Source organism: Cyanobacteriota bacterium (genome assembly GCA_027618255.1).
Lineage (GTDB): Bacteria > Cyanobacteriota > Vampirovibrionia > LMEP-6097 > LMEP-6097 > JABHOV01.
The window spans coordinates 11,685-29,868 of record JAQCFG010000020.1; the positions used below are offsets into that span (position 1 = coordinate 11,685).

Here is an 18,184-nt window from a genome sequence, read left to right on the forward strand (position 1 = left end):
AATGCTAGTCTAGCATTTGCTATGGGGACCTTTTTGTATGATTCTTGTTATAATTCATTGATGTCTGAAATACAAGAATATAACTATGACCTTAAGAGCTTAGAGGCTAGATATAAATCAATTAAGGAGTATCTTTGACCAAGATCAAGCTCTTGAAGAAATTAACAATTTAGAGACCGAGATGTCGGAGCCTGGTTTCTGGGATGACCCAGAAAATGCTCAAACTAAGTCACAAAGTTTGGCACTTAAAAAACAAGAACTAGAAACTTTTAGTACTTGGAATAAACGTCTTCTTGATTTATTAGAGCTTGAAGAATTGAAAAGCTCTGCTGAAGAGCAAGAGAAACAACAATATCAAGAAATGATTCTTGATGAGTTTAATAAACTCAACGATGAGTTTAAGGTTTATGAATTTCAAAGAATGATGTCTGGTGTCTATGATAAGTCAGATGCGATTATTGCAATCATTGCTGGTGCTGGTGGAACTGACGCGCAAGATTGGGCAGAGATGCTTTTACGGATGTATATGCGTTGGGCAGAAAATATTCGCGGCTATACCGTTGAGTTGATAGATCGTTCCGATGGTGAAGAGGCTGGGATCAAGTCTGTGAGTCTCAAAATCATAGGTCCTTATGCATATGGTTATTTGAGCGCCGAGAAAGGTGTACATCGTTTGGTGCGCAAGTCACCGTTTAAATCCTCTGGTGATTCTCGCCAAACAAGTTTTGCCGGACTTGAAGTTAGTCCGGTGATTCCTGAAATGTCTAAGTTGATTGAGATTGATGAAAAGGATCTTGAATTTGAGACAATGCGTTCTGGCGGGGCAGGTGGACAAAATGTAAACAAACTAGAGACAGCGGTTAGAGTGAGACATTTACCAACGGGAATTGCTGTCAAGTGTAGTCAACAAAGAAGTCAAGCGCAGAACAAAGAAAGAGCACTTGAAATTTTGAGATCAAAATTACTTGCTATAAAAGAAGAAGAACAAAAAAATAAATTAGCAGCACTCAAAGGTGAAGCTGTTTCTGCAAGTTGGGGAAATGCAATACGTTCATATGTATTAGATGAGGGAAGAGTCAAAGACGCAAGAACCAAATATGAGGTTCGTGATACAGAAGCTGTACTCAATGGCAAGATTGATGATTTTATCGAGGCTTATCTAAAAATGGTCTCGCAAGCTTAGGCTTATACGATATAATCACAACTAATGGATGATTCCCAAATCCTATTACAGACAATTACTCTAGCTATTACTGCGGGTATTTTAATGCAAGTCTTAGCTGAAAAAGTAAGGCTACCAAGCATTGTTTTTTTAATGATTGCAGGACTTTTGCTTGGTCCCGAAGGATTTGGTTTAATTGAACCGAAAGTGCTTGGTCCAGGATTAGAGGTTCTGGTTTCACTTGCTGTAGCTCTGATTCTTTTTGAAGGTGGTTTGAGCTTAGATTTCAATGAATTTAAGACTGTGAATAAATCAGTACGCAATATGCTGAGCATTGGTTTGGTGATTACTATTGTGGGCAGCGCGATGGCTGCACATTTTGTGATGGGTTTGGATTGGTACATGAGTGCACTTTTTGGATCATTCATGAGCATTACCGGACTTACTGTGATTAATCCAATTCTTCGAAGAGTAAGAGTCAAACGTGAACTTGCAACAATTCTTCGAAGTGAAGGAATTTTGTCTAATCCACTAGGAGCATTTATTGCTGTTGGTGTTTTAGAAGTAATACTGGCGTCAAGTGAGCAGACTTGGCTTGATTTTAGTTACACCTTGATTTGGAAAGTTGTAGTTGGACTTGCCTTTGGGTTTATTATGGGCTGGGTTTTAGGTAAGCTCTTGAAGAAACGCTATATTGGTGATGATCTCAAGAACTTGGTTGTACTTGCTTGGGTGTTTGCTACTTTCTATTTTTCTAATTTAATTGAACCCAATACTGGAATTCTTGCTGTCGTGATAACTGGTTTTGCTGTGCAAAAGGAAAAAATCCCACAACTCAATACCCTCAAGCGTTTCAAGGGGCAATTGTCAATTCTATTTATTTCAATTCTCTTCATTTTGATTTCTGCCAATCTTGAATTTGATCACTTAAAAGAAGTCGGTCTCAAAGGTCTCATTGTCGTTGCGCTTGTCACTTTAGTTGTTAGACCAATTGCAATATTTCTTTCTAATCATGGTTTGCTTAGTTTTAAGGATAAATTATTGATTTCTTGGATTGGACCCAAAGGTATTGTTTCAGCGTCCGTCGCTTCTTTATTTAGTTTGATTTTAATCAAGAGATCTTTTGATGATGCGATGTTAGTAGAGGCTTTGGTCTTTATGACAATCATGCTAACTGTGACTATTCAAGGTTTGAGTGCACGCAGGGCTGCTGATTTTTGTGATGCTTTGATTGAAGATGGAGCTATTGCGATTATAGGTGCCAATGCACTTGGTAGAACTCTTGGAACTGCTTTTAAAGAAATTGGTAAAGAAGTCATCCTGATAGATAGTAATAGTGAGCATTGCCGGATTTCTGAAGAGGATGGGCTTGATACAGTTTATGGTAATTGTCTTGATCCTAATATTTTGGAGCAAGCAAACTTATCAAAGGTTACGCTGCTAATTGCTACTAGTGCAAACTCAGAAGTTAACTTTCTTGTTTGCCAAATGGCCAAAGATATTTATCAGATTGCAGAGGTTTATCCAGCGATTGATATTCCTGAGAAAGGAGTGCAGCACCAATTAGTTGATCAAATTGGTGGTAATTTAGCATATGCTAAGCCTGTTGATATCCAAGAGTGGAAAGACGCTGTTGAATTTGATAAGGTCAAAATCGTTGATATTTTGCTTGATTCTGATAAAGGTGGCTATATGAAGGATTTCCAGCTTGACAATGTTGATACTGACTGGATACCCCTAATTCTCAAGCGCAAAAACGGTTATTTCTTTGTTCACGCCGATCAACAATGGTCTAAAGGCGACATCCTTATCTATCTTTCTAAATAAATGCTTCGCCTTAACCTATTTATAACTTACATATGTTTATCTAAGTCATAAGTTAAACGAGTCCTCGGACAGGAGTAAAAATCATGGCAGCAATCAATTCAACACAACAGTTAGCAAAGATCAGAAGTCAAATTGACGTTCAACAACAGATCGTTTCTCAGTTAGAGATGGAGCTACAATTCGCTATTTTGGGTTCGCCGACAGGTACAAACCAGAAATCGTTGGGAGATATTGTACAGGACATCCAGGGATTATACGGTAGTGTTAATGGTGGTAGCGCATTAGGTGCAGCTTTTGAAACTGGAGTTAAGGTTTATGCAGAAGATAAAACTGGTGAGGCTGCTGATTTAGAACTAATATTTCCAGAACAAGATTCAATTAGACACATGCTTTATCAAGCAAGAGCCATTCTTGGTGATCTTAGAATTCAAGAACAGCAATGGAATGAAGAAGTTAAAGAAGAGAAAGCTCGTAAGAAAGAGTTAACAGATTTTGCAAAAGCATAATTAATCACCTTTGGGTCCAATTCCCCGCAGCTCTGCTGCGTATCTGAAGATAGACTGGTTTGGACCCATAGTGGTGATTAAAAAACAACAAAAATCGCATCGGGTGCTTGGAAGTTTTTGGTAGAAATCTGGAATCTCAGCAGGCACCCGATTAATGAAGATACCCCTATGCTCTGCATCGGGGAGCTTCATTCTCAATATTTGTTATATCTCAAAATCCTTCATTACAACTTTCAATTTTTGTAAAATTTTCAAATGTAATTGTGAAGAGCGTGATTCGGATACGCCTAATACTTCACCAATCTCTTTAAATGTAAGTTTTTGATAGTGATAGAGTGCAACGATCAGTCTTTCTCGTGGATTGAGTGAATCAATTGCTTTGGCTAGTTTGTCTCTTAGTATAGATTGTTCAGTAAATTCTTCCTGGCTTTGTGTGTTGGATGCAAGGTTGTCAACCAAACTAACTTTGCTCTCTTCAAATGGTCTGGTAGTTTCAGTTGCATCAAGTGAGAATACTAACGCTGATGCTTGAATTTTGATTGCTCTAAGGTCTTCAGGTTCGATATTGAGAGCATCTTTAACCTCAACATCAGTCGGAGATCTGCCAAGTTGAGCTTCTAGTCTGGCATATGCTTCGTTAAATCTTTTGACTCGACTTCTACCTGTTCTACTGAGAAAGTCTCTTGATCTTAGGAAATCAAGAATTTCACCTCTGACTCGATTAATTGCAAAAGTTTCAAATGAACATTTTTGTTGAGGATTGTATCTATCAACTGCTTCAATTAAACCAATTGTGCCGTAGCCTAACAAGTCTTCTTTGTCAAAATCTGCGGTTCCAAGATTGGGGAAACGTCCGATTACCCAGTTAACGAGATATGCATAACGTTTGATTAATTGTTCTCTAATTTGTAAAGGTTTGTTTTGAGTTCTGTAACGATGCCAGATTCTCATGGATTCTTCTCTGTTACGTGGATCTGCAATTTGTGCTGGATCACGCATTTCACCAGTGCCTTTTCGAGAAGTGGCGATTATTGGGTTTTCGGTTGTTTTTGTTTTTTTCACGTTAGAGGTTCTCTAGTTTGAGTTGTCTGATTGCTACCTGCTCTTCAATAAATCTCTTACGTTCAGAGCGTTTATGTTCTAGTTGGTACAAGCGGACTTTTTGCAAATGCGCTCCAATGATAGAGCCGATACAGTAACCGATTAGTGCAAAGACAAGAGCAAATGTAAAACTCTTAACTAATACATCATCAAGTCTGAGCTGAAGAGGATCGGTGAGCGCTACCACATATATGAAATATCCGGTAAAGGTTGGAACCCAAGCCATGACAGCAAGCTTGATAGAGATATTTCGATAGGCCTTGAGTTCTTTCATCAATTTTTCCTTTAAATATTTATTATTCTCAGGTGTATTGTTGACAGTCATCTAGTCTCTCCTCTAAACTTATTCCAATAACTACCCCTATCTCTAAGTCATTCTTATGACTGAATCTCACTAGTAAAATAAGGTCTCAACCCTAGTCCCCTATTGGAAATATGACAACAAGAACTATAGAATTTGATATTGCTAGTCTAAATGATCTAGTTTGGTTATGAACACTTTAAGAGAAAGCTATATCTGAAACTGTTTTAAAGTAGATCTAGTCTATAAAAAGAATTGGAGTTAATAGTCCGTCTAAGATGATAATTCCTACTATTACAAGTGCCGTGGCCTTCGTTGTTGCGAGTCCAACTTCTTTGGCACCACCCTTACAATTGAGTCCCATAGTGACATTGATAAGTAGTGAATAGATACAGAAAATCTCAGTTTTGATTAATGGATAAAAATATTCTTTGAGACCAACATATTTCCAGGCAGAATTCAAAAACTCTGCAAACTCTAAATTGATAACCATTTTGGCAATTAGCATTCCTGAAAATAAGCTAACAATGATTGCGATGGCTAACAATAGAGGAGTAAGGATTATTACGGCAAGAAGAGTTGGACTAAGTAAAAAATAAACAGGATCTACTTTGAGCACTTTGAGTACATCAATTTGTTCTGTGACGGTCATGGTTGAGATCTCTGCTGTTAGGGCAGTGCCGCATCTTGCTGCTAGAGCGAAGGCTACAAAAATGGGTACTATCTCTCGTAAATCTGCTACTGCAATTAACCCACCAACTAATTCTCTGCCGCCTTGGCTAGTTAATTCAATTGCTGTATTGTATGTGAGTATCATGCTGGCTATAGAACAAAGTGCAATGATCATCAATATGGATTCATAACCAATGAAGACTAATCTAGAAACGAGCATTGATACTTGAATGCGCCCAGTAAAAATGTCTTTGAAGGCTCTGAATAAATAAATAGCTGCCGAACCTAGAATTTCAACAAAATTGGCATCGGTGGAGGATTTTGCTTCAATGTGGGTTTGCATGGTCTATTTAGATTCTAGTCCTTATTTTACGAGTATTTTTACAACATGTCTTCGCTAACACTAGTAGAGCTAAAACAGATCATTATAGCGACTTGCCGCGTCGTAGCGAAGCGAAGACTGGAGCTAAGACGAATGGTAGCTGGGAGCAGACTTGAACTGCCGGCCTGTGGGTTATGAATCCACTGCTCTTACCAACTGAGCTACCCAGCCACAATCCTTTGTATTTGATTAACAAAGGCGTATTTAACAATATCACTTGTTTTATTAATTCTATCGAACTTAGATAGATTTTTAACAATAGACATCCTGCAAAACCCCGTTTTGTAGGATGTCTATATTATCTTAGGTTAAATTACCAAGGTATATTCAGCTTCTTTTGCTTTTTGGATTTTTTCTTTGATATTACTAATATCGTGCCAGCTGAAAATGTTGGAGATTACAGGTCGGAATTTGAATTCTGGTTCTTTAAGAAGTTCAACTAAGACCATTTTAGTTTTGGCTTGTGCTGGGAATTCTTCGACTTCTTTATTTTTAGCATTTGTAATCAACACGACACGACGTTTAATTAAGTCACTTATGATTTTGACGTTATTGTTGTGCTCTGGTCCATGACCGTTGCTCTGTATTCGTATTTTACTTATTCCGAAATTATCAATCAAGCGAGCTGCTTGCTTTGTGTAAATCAATAAAGAAATTAATGAGTTCATTGTGTTTTGATGTGAATCTAGAATTAAGAGGTTGCCCTCTTTATCAAGATTATGCTCCACTAAACGACTAGCTAGTTTGGCTGCTTTATCAAGTAGTAATTCATGGGTAAACGAAGTCAATTCTTTATTGTCTTGGTTTTTAACAAAATTGACTACTGTTAATGTATCTGATTCAATAGTTGCTTTTATTATTTCTTTAATGCCTCTCAGTAACGGTTGTTTATGGTTTTTGACACTACTTAGTTTTCCTTCAATTTTTCCAATTGTTTTTGGTAATTTTTTAGAGAATTGATCTAGATCTTGATAAATTTCGAGTAGATCTTTGAGTTGGATTTGCGGTCTAAGTTGGTTTGCAAGGACTTTATTATCTGCGATAAGTGCTTTGTTGTATGCGTTTAGTTGTTCTGGATATTGAAGTAATTTAGTTTCAATATCTTGGCTTAAACCAAGATAGATACCTGGCTTACCATCCATATGAGGCGCATTAAGACCTTCCTGCATACCTAAGCCTTGTTGTTGCATTCTATTATACAAGATAGGAAGATATCTTTGTCCTTTGGCTTGTATACTCATTAATGTTTTAAATATAAGAGCTCTTGCTTTAAGTGAATCTATATCATTACTTTTTGCTGGAAGATATTTGACAAGTATATAGAACAAAAGACTGGCAAGAATACTATTACGATGTTCAATACTTTGTCCATCACCAGTTTGTGGCTTTTTACTCTCACTGTCTAAGCTATTCTTTAGAAATTTCACTATTATTGGAGTATTGAGTAATAAGAAACCTCGACTACCAATAAGTTTTTTCATGTGTTCGGATTTTGCCATTCCCAAACTATTTCTACCGTCTTTGTCTTTTAGTGGAGCTATGATTTGTTTACCATTGTCATCTCTCAATATTGATTCGTTTTTGAGAAATTCAACAAGATCTTTTATTTGTTTTACTTCTTGTTCATCTAAACCATGTTCTTGATTTGGTTGCAGGTTAGCAAAGAGTTCGTTAGCGAGTTCTAGATGTAGAGACAATCTTCCAATGTCTGTCATTTTAGCTACTCGCTTCAACATGGCATTGGCAGCATCTGTGATGTTATAGCGTTCAGCTGAACACATGTCAGCAAGCTCAAAGAGTGGATAGTTTGATCCTGAAATATTATGGAGTTCTTTACCAAGATGAGCAAGTTCTTTGCCTAAGCGTCTAATATTAAGAGTAGTAATTTCTTTGGGTTCAAGCCAGGTTTTGTAGTCATTGTATTTTTCTATGTAGAATGATTTTAACCAATCTATCTTTTCAAAATTTGGATGAAGTGCGAAATGACTGTCCTCTGATTTAAGACTTCTATGTGTTGTTAATCGATCGATCAATGCAACTAATGAAGTTTCATAAATCAACCTTTCAAAGTGTTCTTTTAGATGACCGGCTTCAATTCCATCTATTCTTAAAGTGTTAATAAGTTTATGTCCTGGGTAAGTTTTACCGAGTATAGTTTCATTGCTTGTAGTTCCTAGCAGATCATCAGTACTATGAAGTGCAGCATAACGATTTAATATCTCTTGGTTTTGTTCTTCAGTATTAAGTCCTAGCTCGTCCCAGCTATTGTCTGAAGTAAGTGATTGTAGGGATTGTTGAGTTAATAGCTCTGTGTCAGAAGAGTTGGTTAATAGTCTTGCTAACTCTAGTTTGTAAATCTCTATTTGCTTGAGTTCAAGATTTGTCGAGTTATCAGGCTGGTCATTGTGTTTTATGTCTAGTCCCTTCGTGATATTGTCGACTAGTAGTTTTAGTGCCTGTTTAAATACATCCGAATCTACTTCTCCTATTTTAGTATCCTCAAGATCATTATTAGTTGGATTTTGCAGGATGCTACCATGGATGGCTTTTTGAAGTTGACTTATTGTTTTACAGGAATTGGAGTATGTCGCCGGATTATTCGTATCGATATTTTGTACTTTATCTTTGAACAAATTTATAATCGTCTCTGAGTGTATTCCGAATTGCGACCCTAGATATAATGCTTTAATGCTTTCGGCCAGTTCTAATCGAAGATAGTCCGGGAGCTGGATTGATCCTGAGTTTGTTTTAATTTCATGACCTATTATGTAGTTTTTTAATTTGCTATCTTTTAAAGCATCTAAGATTTTGCTGCAAAGTGCTTTGCTTATTTCTCTATTCGCTTCAAGTGCTTTGGCTATATCATAGTCAGTTACATTTGTATCTACGCTAATCGTGTTTTTGAGAACACGGTTATTAACCTCAAGTATAAATTTTGTAGAGTTGCTTATATATTCATGAAGTAAGTCTAGATACTCATCTATAGGAGGTTCTGGATTTGGATGATCAATGTTTTGATATTTATATTCAATTAATTGAAGCCTTCTTTGCATAGATTCAATAATTGTGTTTACTGAAATACTAGCTTCTTTCTTTATTTGATCCGTGTCGATAAGTAAGGGGGCATTTGGATTTTCTCTAGTAATACGTTCATTAATTGCGAGAGTCAAGTCATATAGGTTGCTAATAATAGTTTCTTCTGAGTTTTTGATTTCTTCTTTGATATTGTCTTTGCCAGCCATTTGAGTGGCTGTAACTTCGTGTTTTCTTAGATCTGTAGAGAACTGTGAATTTTGGCCGCTATTAGAGTCATTGAGTCTAGTATTTTCTATTCTCAGTTTTCTTGCTAAGTCAAGTCTTGATTCTTGCCTATGAAAATTCTGTAATTCAGGACGATTGTCTTTTTTCTCTTTCTTATATTTTTCTGGTACGAATTTCTTTATAAAGGGCACACGTCCCAAGAAATTTAGTGCAGCATTTTTCAGCGTTCCAAACATAGTTATTTAGCGAATGAATTAAGAGTCAATACGCCAATACCAATTATAGCAAAGTGTATAGATAGATAAGCTGAAAATTAAGGATATTTAATCTAGATTTCGAGCTATAATAAGTCTATATGGTGAATAACACCCAATATTTCATTAAAGACAATGAATTAGAGTCTAAAGGCATTATTAGTCGAGAATTAATTAAGGCTGTGATTTTAGCTAATGATGACAAGGGATTAAGATTTTTGCTCAATAATGTATTAATTGAGGCTCATATTGATAATTTACATAGCACTCAACGTAATACAGTACTCTCCAAGGATGGTGAATGTCTTTGCTTAACCGAACACTTTTTGGCTGCTGCCTCAATCTATGGACTCGATAATTTTGATCTTAGTATTAGTGAATCTGAGTTACCTTTTGGTGATGGTTCAGCTAAGCTGTGGATTGATTTTTTTGAGCAGGCTGGTTTAGTGCAAGGTGATCGCAGTATTCAATATTATCTACAGCAAGAATATTGTATTGTTGATGAGAATGATGATTCTAGGTATATTGTCTTGAAGCCTAGTCAAGATTTCAATTTGACTTATTGTTTAGATTGGAATCACCCCAAAATTGGTAAGCAAGAATATACTTGGACTATTGATGAATCAATTGATGCTATTGCTACTGCACGTACTTTTAGTAATGAAGAAGAAAATAAAATGCTTGGACTTAGTGGTTGGGTGATTGGTTTAACAACGGATGATTTTACTCATGACTTACACCAAGTTAATGAACCTGCACGGCACAAGGCACTTGATTTAATTGGTGACTTGAGGTTGTCTGGAATTAATCCAGTCAAGGTTGCAATGCATGTTACGAGTCACAAAGGTGGTCATGAACTGAACTCTAGGGCTGCCAAATTATTAAATGAGGTTCTTTGTGTTAAATAAAACATTAGCCATTCTGTTAATTAATAAAAATAGTAACTACTTACGAAGCCTATTAGGCATCCTGCAAAAATATGTTTTGCTACTGATATCGACACAAAAAACGACGGAACGCTGCAAAGCACCCGTTCCGTTAGTAATGATAAAGGGGACTTACGTAGCAAGTCTATTGTTTTTATTTGCCCTTGCCTTCTTTGTTTTACCACTACAGGCAGAAGAATTTCGTCTTAAGCTTCATGGAGAGGAATTGAAAAAAATAGCCGCCGTAGAAATAGAACTTGAATTTGAACCTAAAAATACATTCGTGATTGATGAAGAGTTTTCGATGCACAGTAGTTTTGCTTTGAAGGAAACCGGCAACGGTGCTGAGCTTTGCCCAGACAATATTATTGAAGGAGAAGATACTATTTTATTTAAAACCGTTGATCAAAACAATTCTGTGATTAGAGTTTTCTTTGCTAAAAAACCAAGTCAAGATGAATTATTATTCCATGGTTCACTGACTCGAATTAATTATAGTGGTGAAGCCAAGGCGCGTATTAAGTCTGTTAGTTTGATTCCAGATTTTGCAGAGATGGTTGATAGTTCAAATATCAGTTCAGAGATAGAGCTACTAAAGAATACGATCTCCTTGCCTTTTATGGGTATTAGTAAGGCAGAATTATTGGGACCAAGTAAGCGTATCTTTTCTGAGAATATGTTTGTTACTATCGGCAATATCGAGACCTATGGTTTTACTTTAAATAAGTCAATTCGTAAGCCACGCATCAATGGACAAGAAGCGAAGTTCTTAACAGATGAAATTATTGCTGTTAATTTAACTCTTGAAAAACAAGAGTTGTTGAATATGATAGATATAGTACTCGAGCTTGATGTCGATGGTCAGACCATCTCTAAGACAGTTGATACTATTAAGTTTTTGAGTTATTAAACCTGTTGCCAAAGTCCCAATATGGACTCTGTTTCTTTAAGTATGCACTGAAAAATGCAAAGTCTCAACCCTCAGTTTTTGATCTTCCCTTAACCCTCTTTTGTATATTCCGAATGTAGTGAAAACGTCCCTATGAGCTCTCGCAAGCCTTGCATATAAACACTTTGAGGATAAAATTAAGCTGCTACTGGTAAGAGGTTGCCTACTTTGATAGCTAACTCACAAAGACGGTTAGAATAACCATACTCATTATCGTACCAACTAAGTATTTTAGCTTGTTTGGTGCCAACAACTGTAGTCATTGCAGCGTCAATAATTGATGAGTGTGGATCAGAAGTAAAGTCAATTGATACCAATGGCTCTTCTGTGTAATCAAGAATACCTTTGAGTTCACCTTCAGCTGCTTCTTTCAATGCAGCGTTAATCGTTTCTTTAGTTACATCATTCTTGAAAGTAAAAACAACATCAGTTACAGATACGTTTGGCGTAGGAACTCTGATTGCAAAACCATTAAGTTTGCCTGCAAGATGAGGCAGTACTAAACTGATTGCTTTAGCAGCACCAGTAGTAGTAGGTATCATTGATTGAGCTGCAGCTCTTGATCTACGCGGATCGGAGTGAGCGTTATCCAAAAGTCTTTGATCAGAGGTGTAAGCATGAATGGTAGTCATTAAGCCTGATTCAATACCAAACTTGTCATCTAATACTTTTGTTACTGGAGCTAAACAGTTTGTTGTGCAACTTGCATTTGAAATAATGTTGTGAATTGCAGGATTGTACTGATCATCATTTACTCCCATTACGATAGTAATGTCTTCGTTTGTAGCAGGTGCAGAAATTAATACTTTCTTGGCACCAGCATCTATATGAGCTTGAGCCTTTGTTCCATCAGTGAATACTCCAGAGCATTCTAGTACAACGTCAACACCAAGTTTGTCCCAGCCAATATCAGCAGGATTGCGTTCTTTTAAGAACTTAGTTGTTTTGCCATCAATTGTGATGTCATTATCAGTTGAGGATACTGTACCTTTGTATCTACCAAGAATACTGTCGTATTTGATAAGGTGCGCCGAGATTTTTGGGTCAGACACCGGGTCGTTGATCGCAACAACTTCAATGCTATTTGCAAAATTTTGGTTGAGAGTACGGAATACATTTCTTCCTATTCTTCCAAAACCGTTAATACCTACTTTGACTTTTGACATAATAGTATGAATTATACCAGCTTTGGACTCTTGACTAGTCTCTAGACATTTAAACAAATATAAACACAGTGAGCTAGTCGTGTTACTATCTTTTATATGGATAAACCTGATAAACCTGATATACCTGATATACCTGATTTTTTCAATGCTCGCAATTTTAAGAATGGCGGATCTTTTGACCCGGATGATTTTTTGGGTAAGCACAAATGGACTATTTTCATCATTATTTTCACGATATTTATCGTGCCGAATTTCGTTATTTTGGTGGGTGCTGGCCAAAGATCGGTCATCTTTAACCGTATAACTGGAATGGAAAAAAGAGTTTTGGAAGAAGGTGTCCAGATTATTATTCCATTGATACAACAAGCAACGACATATGATGTAAGAGAAATTAGTTATATTTTCTCCGATAAATCAGAAAGATCTAAGCGTGGAGCTCGTATTATGGGTAATTCCATTCAGACTCTTACTGCCGATGGACAGAATATTAAAGCCGACGTGACTATTCGTGCCAGACCAGATTTTAAAGAACTATGGTGGTTACATCAGAATCTTGGTAGCGATAGTTTTACTTCGTATGTAGACAAAATTATTACACCGATAGTAAGAAGTATTGTGCGTGAAGTGGTTTCTGGTTATACAGTTTCTGCAATTTATAGTGAAGATCGTAGAGCAATCGCTGACAAGATTTCAGTGACTTTGTCTGACAAGCTTAAGACCTATAGAATTGTGATAACAGAATTTTTGTTGGACGAGGTTACTTTCTCTGATGCTTATCAAAGTGCAATTGAAGGTAAACAAAGAGCAAGAATTGAACTTGATACTAAAGACAACATTATTGTAGAAGAAAGAAACAAGCGTGACGCAGTTATTACCCAGGCACAAGGTGAGGCAGAGGCAATTCGCCTCAAGGTGAATGCGCTTACCAGAAATCCAGAATATATTAAGTTTCGCAAGGCACAGATTTTTGGTAGCCGTACAAATTTAATTTTTGATGATCAATTATAAAAAGGAAATTCAATGAAAAACAAAGCTCCGATTATTGTAGTATTTTTAGTTCTGGCGGTGCTGTCCCAGTCTGTCAAGGTGATACCGGAAGGTAGAACAGGGGTGATATTTAACCTCAAGGGTGGTGTGCAAGAAAATGCACTTGCTGAAGGTATACATTTTTTGATTCCTTTTGTACAAACATTGATTATTTTTGATACCAGAATAATTACTTATTCTTTTTCAAACAGTGCTGAAGATGAGACGCGCTTGGGTGAGCCGATCGTCGCAAAAACTAAAGATGGTCAAATTGTTGGAATTGAAACATCAATTGTCACTCAAATGATCAAGTCACAAGCACCGCAGGTTTACCAAACTCTAAGAACAGATTATCAACCGGTACTTAAATCCAAGATTGGTAAAGTAATGCAAGAAATTATTGCCGGTCATGTTGCTGATGCACTTTATACCGAAGAGACAAGAAAAATAGTAACGACTGAACTTCTAGAATATCTTTCTGGGTCTTTCAAGCAATCTGGTTTTGAACTTAAAGATGTATTTCTGCGCAAAATAGAATTCTCTCAAGAATATATAGATGCAATTGAACGTAAGCAAATAGCATTACAAAAAGCACAGCTTGCACAAATTCAAAAAGAAATCGCTGTTAAAGAAAAACAAATCGAGATTATTCGTGGTGAAGCTATTGCACAACAAGTTGAAATCAAAGGAAATGCTATCCATGGCAATCCTAGTGTTGCAGAGCTTGAGTACCTAGATATGATTGAACACTCTGAGAAGAAAGTACCAGTAATTATGGGACTGAAGGGCAATACTTTGATCAATCTTGATAAACTGTTACAGCAAAACTAATGAATCTTAAAGGCATCAAAACTTGGCTACCTTCTGAATTGCGTAAGCAAGATTTTGTTAGCTCGACTTTGGTTGACTTATACACCAAACAGGGCTTCGAAGAAATTTCGATTCCCAGTTTAGTCGATTTGCAAGTGATTTCTAAGACTAATAGCAAGTTTAGTAATGAGGTTTTCAAGCTTGTTGATAAAGATGGTAGGGTGCTTGCCTTAAGAACGGAAATGACTCAACCGATTGCGCGCTTGGTTGCCACGCGAGCTTCAGAGCTTGAGTTTCCTCTTAAACTATTTTATGATTCTAGTATTTTTAGATACAAAGGAGTTGCAACTGATGACTCGCGTGAAATTCGCCAGGTTGGTATAGAACATATTGGTGATGCTGAATCTGATATCGAGACGGTTAAATTAATATTGGATTCCGTTAAACAATTATCGATTAAGAATTATCGATTGAGTATTACTGACGCTGGAATTTGGCGCGCGATTATCGTTAAGTATCCAGGTCTTGGTGCTCGTCTTTATGACATGGTTCTAACTGGTGATTTAATTAGCTTCAAAAAACATATTTTTGCTGATCATCCTTTGCTTGCGCTTTTGACTGCTGATGTGGCTGCCTTGGAGTCTTGTCTGGGACTGGATTTGAGCAAGATTAGAAAATTGGTTGAGTCTGATGAAGCGATTGTTTTTGATCCACTTCAATGTCCAGATTTGAACTTATATACTGGTTTGCATTTTAATTTGCATGTAGAGGGTCAGGGTAAATTACTTGCGCGAGGTGGTCGCTATGACAACTTGTTGAAAGAGTTTGGTAAGGATTTACCAGCTATCGGTTTTGCATTTTATTTACCTCGCTTGATGTCAGTTATGGCGGATCAAGGTTTGTTGCCTGATCAAGACAAGAGTGATATTGCAACTAATAAAGTTCTTAAAATAGCTTTATCCAAAGGCACTCTCTTGGAAGGTGCGCTTGATTTTTTCAAGGCTAAAGGTTTAAATGTCGAGATTACCAATAAACGTAAGTTAGTTGTGGATGCTGGTCCTGGTTTGGGTTTTGACAAGGTAGAGCTTCTGTTAGTGCGCGGGCATGACGTGCCAACCTATGTTGAGCATGGAGCTGCTGACCTTGGTGTTGTCGGACTTGATACTGTCATTGATTCCAATGCTAGTTTGGTTAAATTAAAGGATTTGGATTATGGTCATTGTCGGCTTTGTGTCTGCGCTAAGAATGGATTGTATAAATCTGTTGCTGATTTGCCTACTTATGCCAGAGTCGCAACTACCTTCCCTAACCTGACTAATGCGTTTTTTGCGCAAAAGGGTCTTGAGGTTGAAGTGATTAATTTATATGGATCTGTCGAGCTTGGTCCACTTACTGAACTAAGTGATGTGATAGTTGATTTGGTTGCTACCGGAGCAACTCTCAAAGAAAACGGTCTTGAAATTATTGAAGAAATCATGCCTTGTTCTGCCGTGCTTGTTGCTAATAATTCTTCATTTAAAGTATTTAAGCAAGAATTTTTGGATTTAACCTAGCCACCCGTACCTTGACCCTTAGTAGCTTTCAAAATAAGTGAACGAGCCGGCATTGTTATTATCTAAAAAGTAGTCAAGGTATGGGTGGCTATGGGTTACAATAGTCTCTATGAACAAAAGATCAAGAGTACTTAGAGATTTAGCAGCCAGAACTTGCCTAAAAGTTATAGCCGGTATAAACAATTTTGATAAAGAGCGAGTTTTGCAGATTGTCAAAGCAGCTTCTCAAATGAAAGCTAGTTGTGTGGATATTTCAGCTAGAGAAGATATTGTTATTGAAGCAGTTGCTTCAGCTGGTGATACTGCCATTATGGTGAGTAGTATTAGCCCCGTAGAGTTGATTAGAGCCCAAGAACTTGGCGCAGATATGCTTGAGCTTGGCAACTTTGAAGCGCTTCATGATGAAGGTATTTTCCCAACAGCAAACGAAGTACTTGCATGGGCAAAGGAAATAATGGATGCCAAAACTACAGCATTGATTTCAATTACAGTTCCTGGACACTTAACTGTCAGAGAGCAAGTTGAATTAGCTTGCCAGCTTGAAGAGCTTGGAGTGGATATGATTCAAACTGAAGGGGCTTCTTTGGTTGAAACCTCGTCAGTTGGTGCATTAGGACAGATTGAAAAAGCTAGGCTAAGTCTTGCTAACACTCTTGAGATTTCGAAGATAGTTACCAATACATTTATTCTTACAGCTTCAGGTATCAGCCCTGACACTGCCAAGCTTGCGATTGCCTCTGGTGCTCATGGTATTGGTGTTGGCAAATACGTTAATAAATTAGAGTCTGAGCTTGAAATGCTTGCTGCAATTTCAGCTCTCAAACTTGCACTGAGTACTGAGACGGCTTCACTAGCTCAATGCTAAAAAAACTTGATAAATATATACTGACTGAGCTTTGGTTGCCATTTATGAGTGGTGCAGGAATAATCACGGGTGTTTGGCTTGGGATTGATAAATTTAAAGAGGTTTTTAAACTACTAGCAAAATCAGGTGCGAGCTTTAGTACCGGAATAGTTGTATTGGGTTTAGAAATTCCACAAATACTTTCAACTACAATTCCAATTGGCATCTTACTTGCTACATTTCTTGCCTTTCAAAAGCTCTCTGGACAATCTGAAGTGATTGCTATTCGTGCTGCTGGAGCGAGTTTTACGCGCTTGATGCGACCGGTGCTTTATTCAGGTTTGATTTGTGTGGTGGTTACTTTTTTGTTGTCTGAATTTATCGTGCCAATCACCTCCCCCTTTGCGCAGAAGATTTATACTTTGGCTTTATATAAAGATCCGATTTCAACCCAAATCGTTAATGGCTTTAGTTATTTTGAAAAAGACTCGGAAGGAACAATCGAGCGAATATTTTATGTGCGTAAATTCAAAGAAGGACTTTTGCATGATGTGGTGATTTTGGATTTTTCTAAAAAACATCTATCGTTGATACATACTGCAAAGAAAGGTAAGTGGGACCCTCTCAAAGGCGGTTGGATTCTTATGGATGGTAGTAGTAGTTATATTCAATCCGAGTCTACCGACAAAGATGGTATGGATACTAATTCTATGCACTTGGTTTCCAATTTTGAAACGACTCTAATACCTAGTAGTTTAAATCCAAATGAAGTGCTCAAAAAAATGACCAAGACCGACAATCTTAATTTCTATGGGCTTTGGCAAATGATCAATCTGCATCAAGGAGATAGAATATTTACTGATAGGCTCAATGATTACAAGACTAAATTTCATGCCAAGTTTGCTTATCCGATCTCTTGTATCTTTCTTGCTTTAATTGGTGCTTGTATGGGCATCTCAGGCAGGCGTAAGGTGGTTAATTGGGGTTATATCGCGCTTGGTTTAGTGGTCTTTGTGTTTTATATGTCACATACTATTTTTGATTCTTTTGGTGATTCTGGTAGATTAAATCCGATGCTGGCAGCTTGGGCTCCTAATATAATTATTGGAACTCTAGCTTGGTTTAGTTATTTTTATAGGGCGAATAGGTAGTTGTTAAGCTTGCAAGTCACCCATTGGTCAACTTGCTTGAGCAATTTGTTGATTGGTTTGGGCTGAATTGCCAAGAGGTTTATATTGTGGAGGTTTAGTTTTAGTTCCAAGTGCTTCTCCTATGTTTTTAGTAGTCTCTGCTTTTTCTAAAATATCTGCACTTGAATCTAATCTTTTTACAGATGATGGGTCAGCGTCATCTTGAACTATTGATATGCCAGAGAACATATCATTCTTAAGTACATCTTCTGATCTCAATGCATAGTTAGTTTTTCTTGCTTTTGCAACAGCTG

16 protein-coding genes and 1 tRNA gene are annotated in these 18,184 nt (G+C 37.1%); 10 read left to right on the forward strand and 7 right to left on the reverse strand.

From position 1 onward, the window contains the following. The first annotated feature begins 112 nt into the window (after window positions 1-112). From prfB to O3C63_04310, 3 genes are all read left to right on the forward strand, one after another. On the forward strand, window positions 113-1,183 hold the full coding sequence (prfB, locus tag O3C63_04300; protein ID MDA0772145.1) for a peptide chain release factor 2: 1,071 nt from the start codon (window positions 113-115) through the stop codon (window positions 1,181-1,183). Window positions 1,184-1,207: 24 nt separating this feature from the next. Next, window positions 1,208-2,989 carry a cation:proton antiporter gene (locus O3C63_04305; GenBank protein MDA0772146.1) on the forward strand — a complete coding sequence of 594 codons (1,782 nt, stop codon included), beginning with the start codon at window positions 1,208-1,210 and terminating at the stop codon, window positions 2,987-2,989. 83 nt (window positions 2,990-3,072) lie between these two features. Then, window positions 3,073-3,495, forward strand: coding sequence for a hypothetical protein (locus O3C63_04310; GenBank protein ID MDA0772147.1), 423 nt, complete (start codon window positions 3,073-3,075; stop codon window positions 3,493-3,495). Window positions 3,496-3,699: 204 nt separating this feature from the next. Here the strand turns inward: O3C63_04310 and O3C63_04315 are convergent, their stop codons facing one another. From O3C63_04315 to O3C63_04335, 5 genes are all read right to left on the reverse strand, one after another. After that, window positions 3,700-4,557 carry a FliA/WhiG family RNA polymerase sigma factor gene (locus O3C63_04315; GenBank protein MDA0772148.1) on the reverse strand — a complete coding sequence of 286 codons (858 nt, stop codon included), beginning with the start codon at window positions 4,555-4,557 and terminating at the stop codon, window positions 3,700-3,702. 1 nt (window position 4,558) lies between these two features. Continuing rightward, entirely contained in the window at window positions 4,559-4,921 is a 363-nt protein-coding gene (locus O3C63_04320) for a hypothetical protein (protein MDA0772149.1), read from the reverse strand. Between the two features lie 214 nt (window positions 4,922-5,135). Beyond that, window positions 5,136-5,912 carry an ABC transporter permease gene (locus tag O3C63_04325; protein ID MDA0772150.1) on the reverse strand — a complete coding sequence of 259 codons (777 nt, stop codon included), beginning with the start codon at window positions 5,910-5,912 and terminating at the stop codon, window positions 5,136-5,138. Between the two features lie 133 nt (window positions 5,913-6,045). Continuing rightward, window positions 6,046-6,122, reverse strand: a tRNA-Met gene (locus tag O3C63_04330). 137 nt (window positions 6,123-6,259) lie between these two features. Then, window positions 6,260-9,448, reverse strand: coding sequence for a hypothetical protein (locus O3C63_04335; protein MDA0772151.1), 3,189 nt, complete (start codon window positions 9,446-9,448; stop codon window positions 6,260-6,262). Between the two features lie 119 nt (window positions 9,449-9,567). Here O3C63_04335 and O3C63_04340 point away from each other — a divergent pair, with 119 nt between their 5' ends. Further along, complete coding sequence (locus O3C63_04340; GenBank protein MDA0772152.1) at window positions 9,568-10,374, forward strand: UDP-3-O-acyl-N-acetylglucosamine deacetylase; 807 nt, start codon at window positions 9,568-9,570, stop codon at window positions 10,372-10,374. Between the two features lie 166 nt (window positions 10,375-10,540). After that, entirely contained in the window at window positions 10,541-11,302 is a 762-nt protein-coding gene (locus tag O3C63_04345; GenBank protein MDA0772153.1) for a hypothetical protein, read from the forward strand. A gap of 176 nt (window positions 11,303-11,478) precedes the next feature. Here the strand turns inward: O3C63_04345 and gap are convergent, their stop codons facing one another. Further along, the gene (gene gap, locus O3C63_04350; protein ID MDA0772154.1) at window positions 11,479-12,507 is read right to left on the reverse strand and encodes a type I glyceraldehyde-3-phosphate dehydrogenase; all 1,029 of its coding nucleotides are present in this window, start codon (window positions 12,505-12,507) and stop codon (window positions 11,479-11,481) included. 96 nt (window positions 12,508-12,603) lie between these two features. On the opposite strand from gap, the gene O3C63_04355 reads away from it, so the two are divergent. The 5 genes from O3C63_04355 to O3C63_04375 all read left to right on the forward strand — a co-directional run bounded on the left by O3C63_04355 (window position 12,604) and on the right by O3C63_04375 (window position 17,891). After that, entirely contained in the window at window positions 12,604-13,515 is a 912-nt protein-coding gene (locus O3C63_04355; protein ID MDA0772155.1) for a prohibitin family protein, read from the forward strand. A gap of 12 nt (window positions 13,516-13,527) precedes the next feature. After that, entirely contained in the window at window positions 13,528-14,364 is an 837-nt protein-coding gene (locus tag O3C63_04360) for a prohibitin family protein (protein MDA0772156.1), read from the forward strand. Then, window positions 14,364-15,896, forward strand: coding sequence for an ATP phosphoribosyltransferase (gene hisG / locus O3C63_04365; GenBank protein MDA0772157.1), 1,533 nt, complete (start codon window positions 14,364-14,366; stop codon window positions 15,894-15,896). Before O3C63_04360 ends, hisG begins: the two co-directional genes overlap by 1 nt. A gap of 109 nt (window positions 15,897-16,005) precedes the next feature. Next, on the forward strand, window positions 16,006-16,761 hold the full coding sequence (locus tag O3C63_04370) for a DUF561 domain-containing protein (GenBank protein MDA0772158.1): 756 nt from the start codon (window positions 16,006-16,008) through the stop codon (window positions 16,759-16,761). After that, window positions 16,755-17,891 carry an LptF/LptG family permease gene (locus O3C63_04375; protein MDA0772159.1) on the forward strand — a complete coding sequence of 379 codons (1,137 nt, stop codon included), beginning with the start codon at window positions 16,755-16,757 and terminating at the stop codon, window positions 17,889-17,891. Before O3C63_04370 ends, O3C63_04375 begins: the two co-directional genes overlap by 7 nt. Before the next feature lie 27 nt (window positions 17,892-17,918). Here the strand turns inward: O3C63_04375 and O3C63_04380 are convergent. Beyond that, a partial coding sequence (locus O3C63_04380) for a hypothetical protein (GenBank protein ID MDA0772160.1) occupies window positions 17,919-18,184 on the reverse strand: 266 nt, incomplete at its 5' end.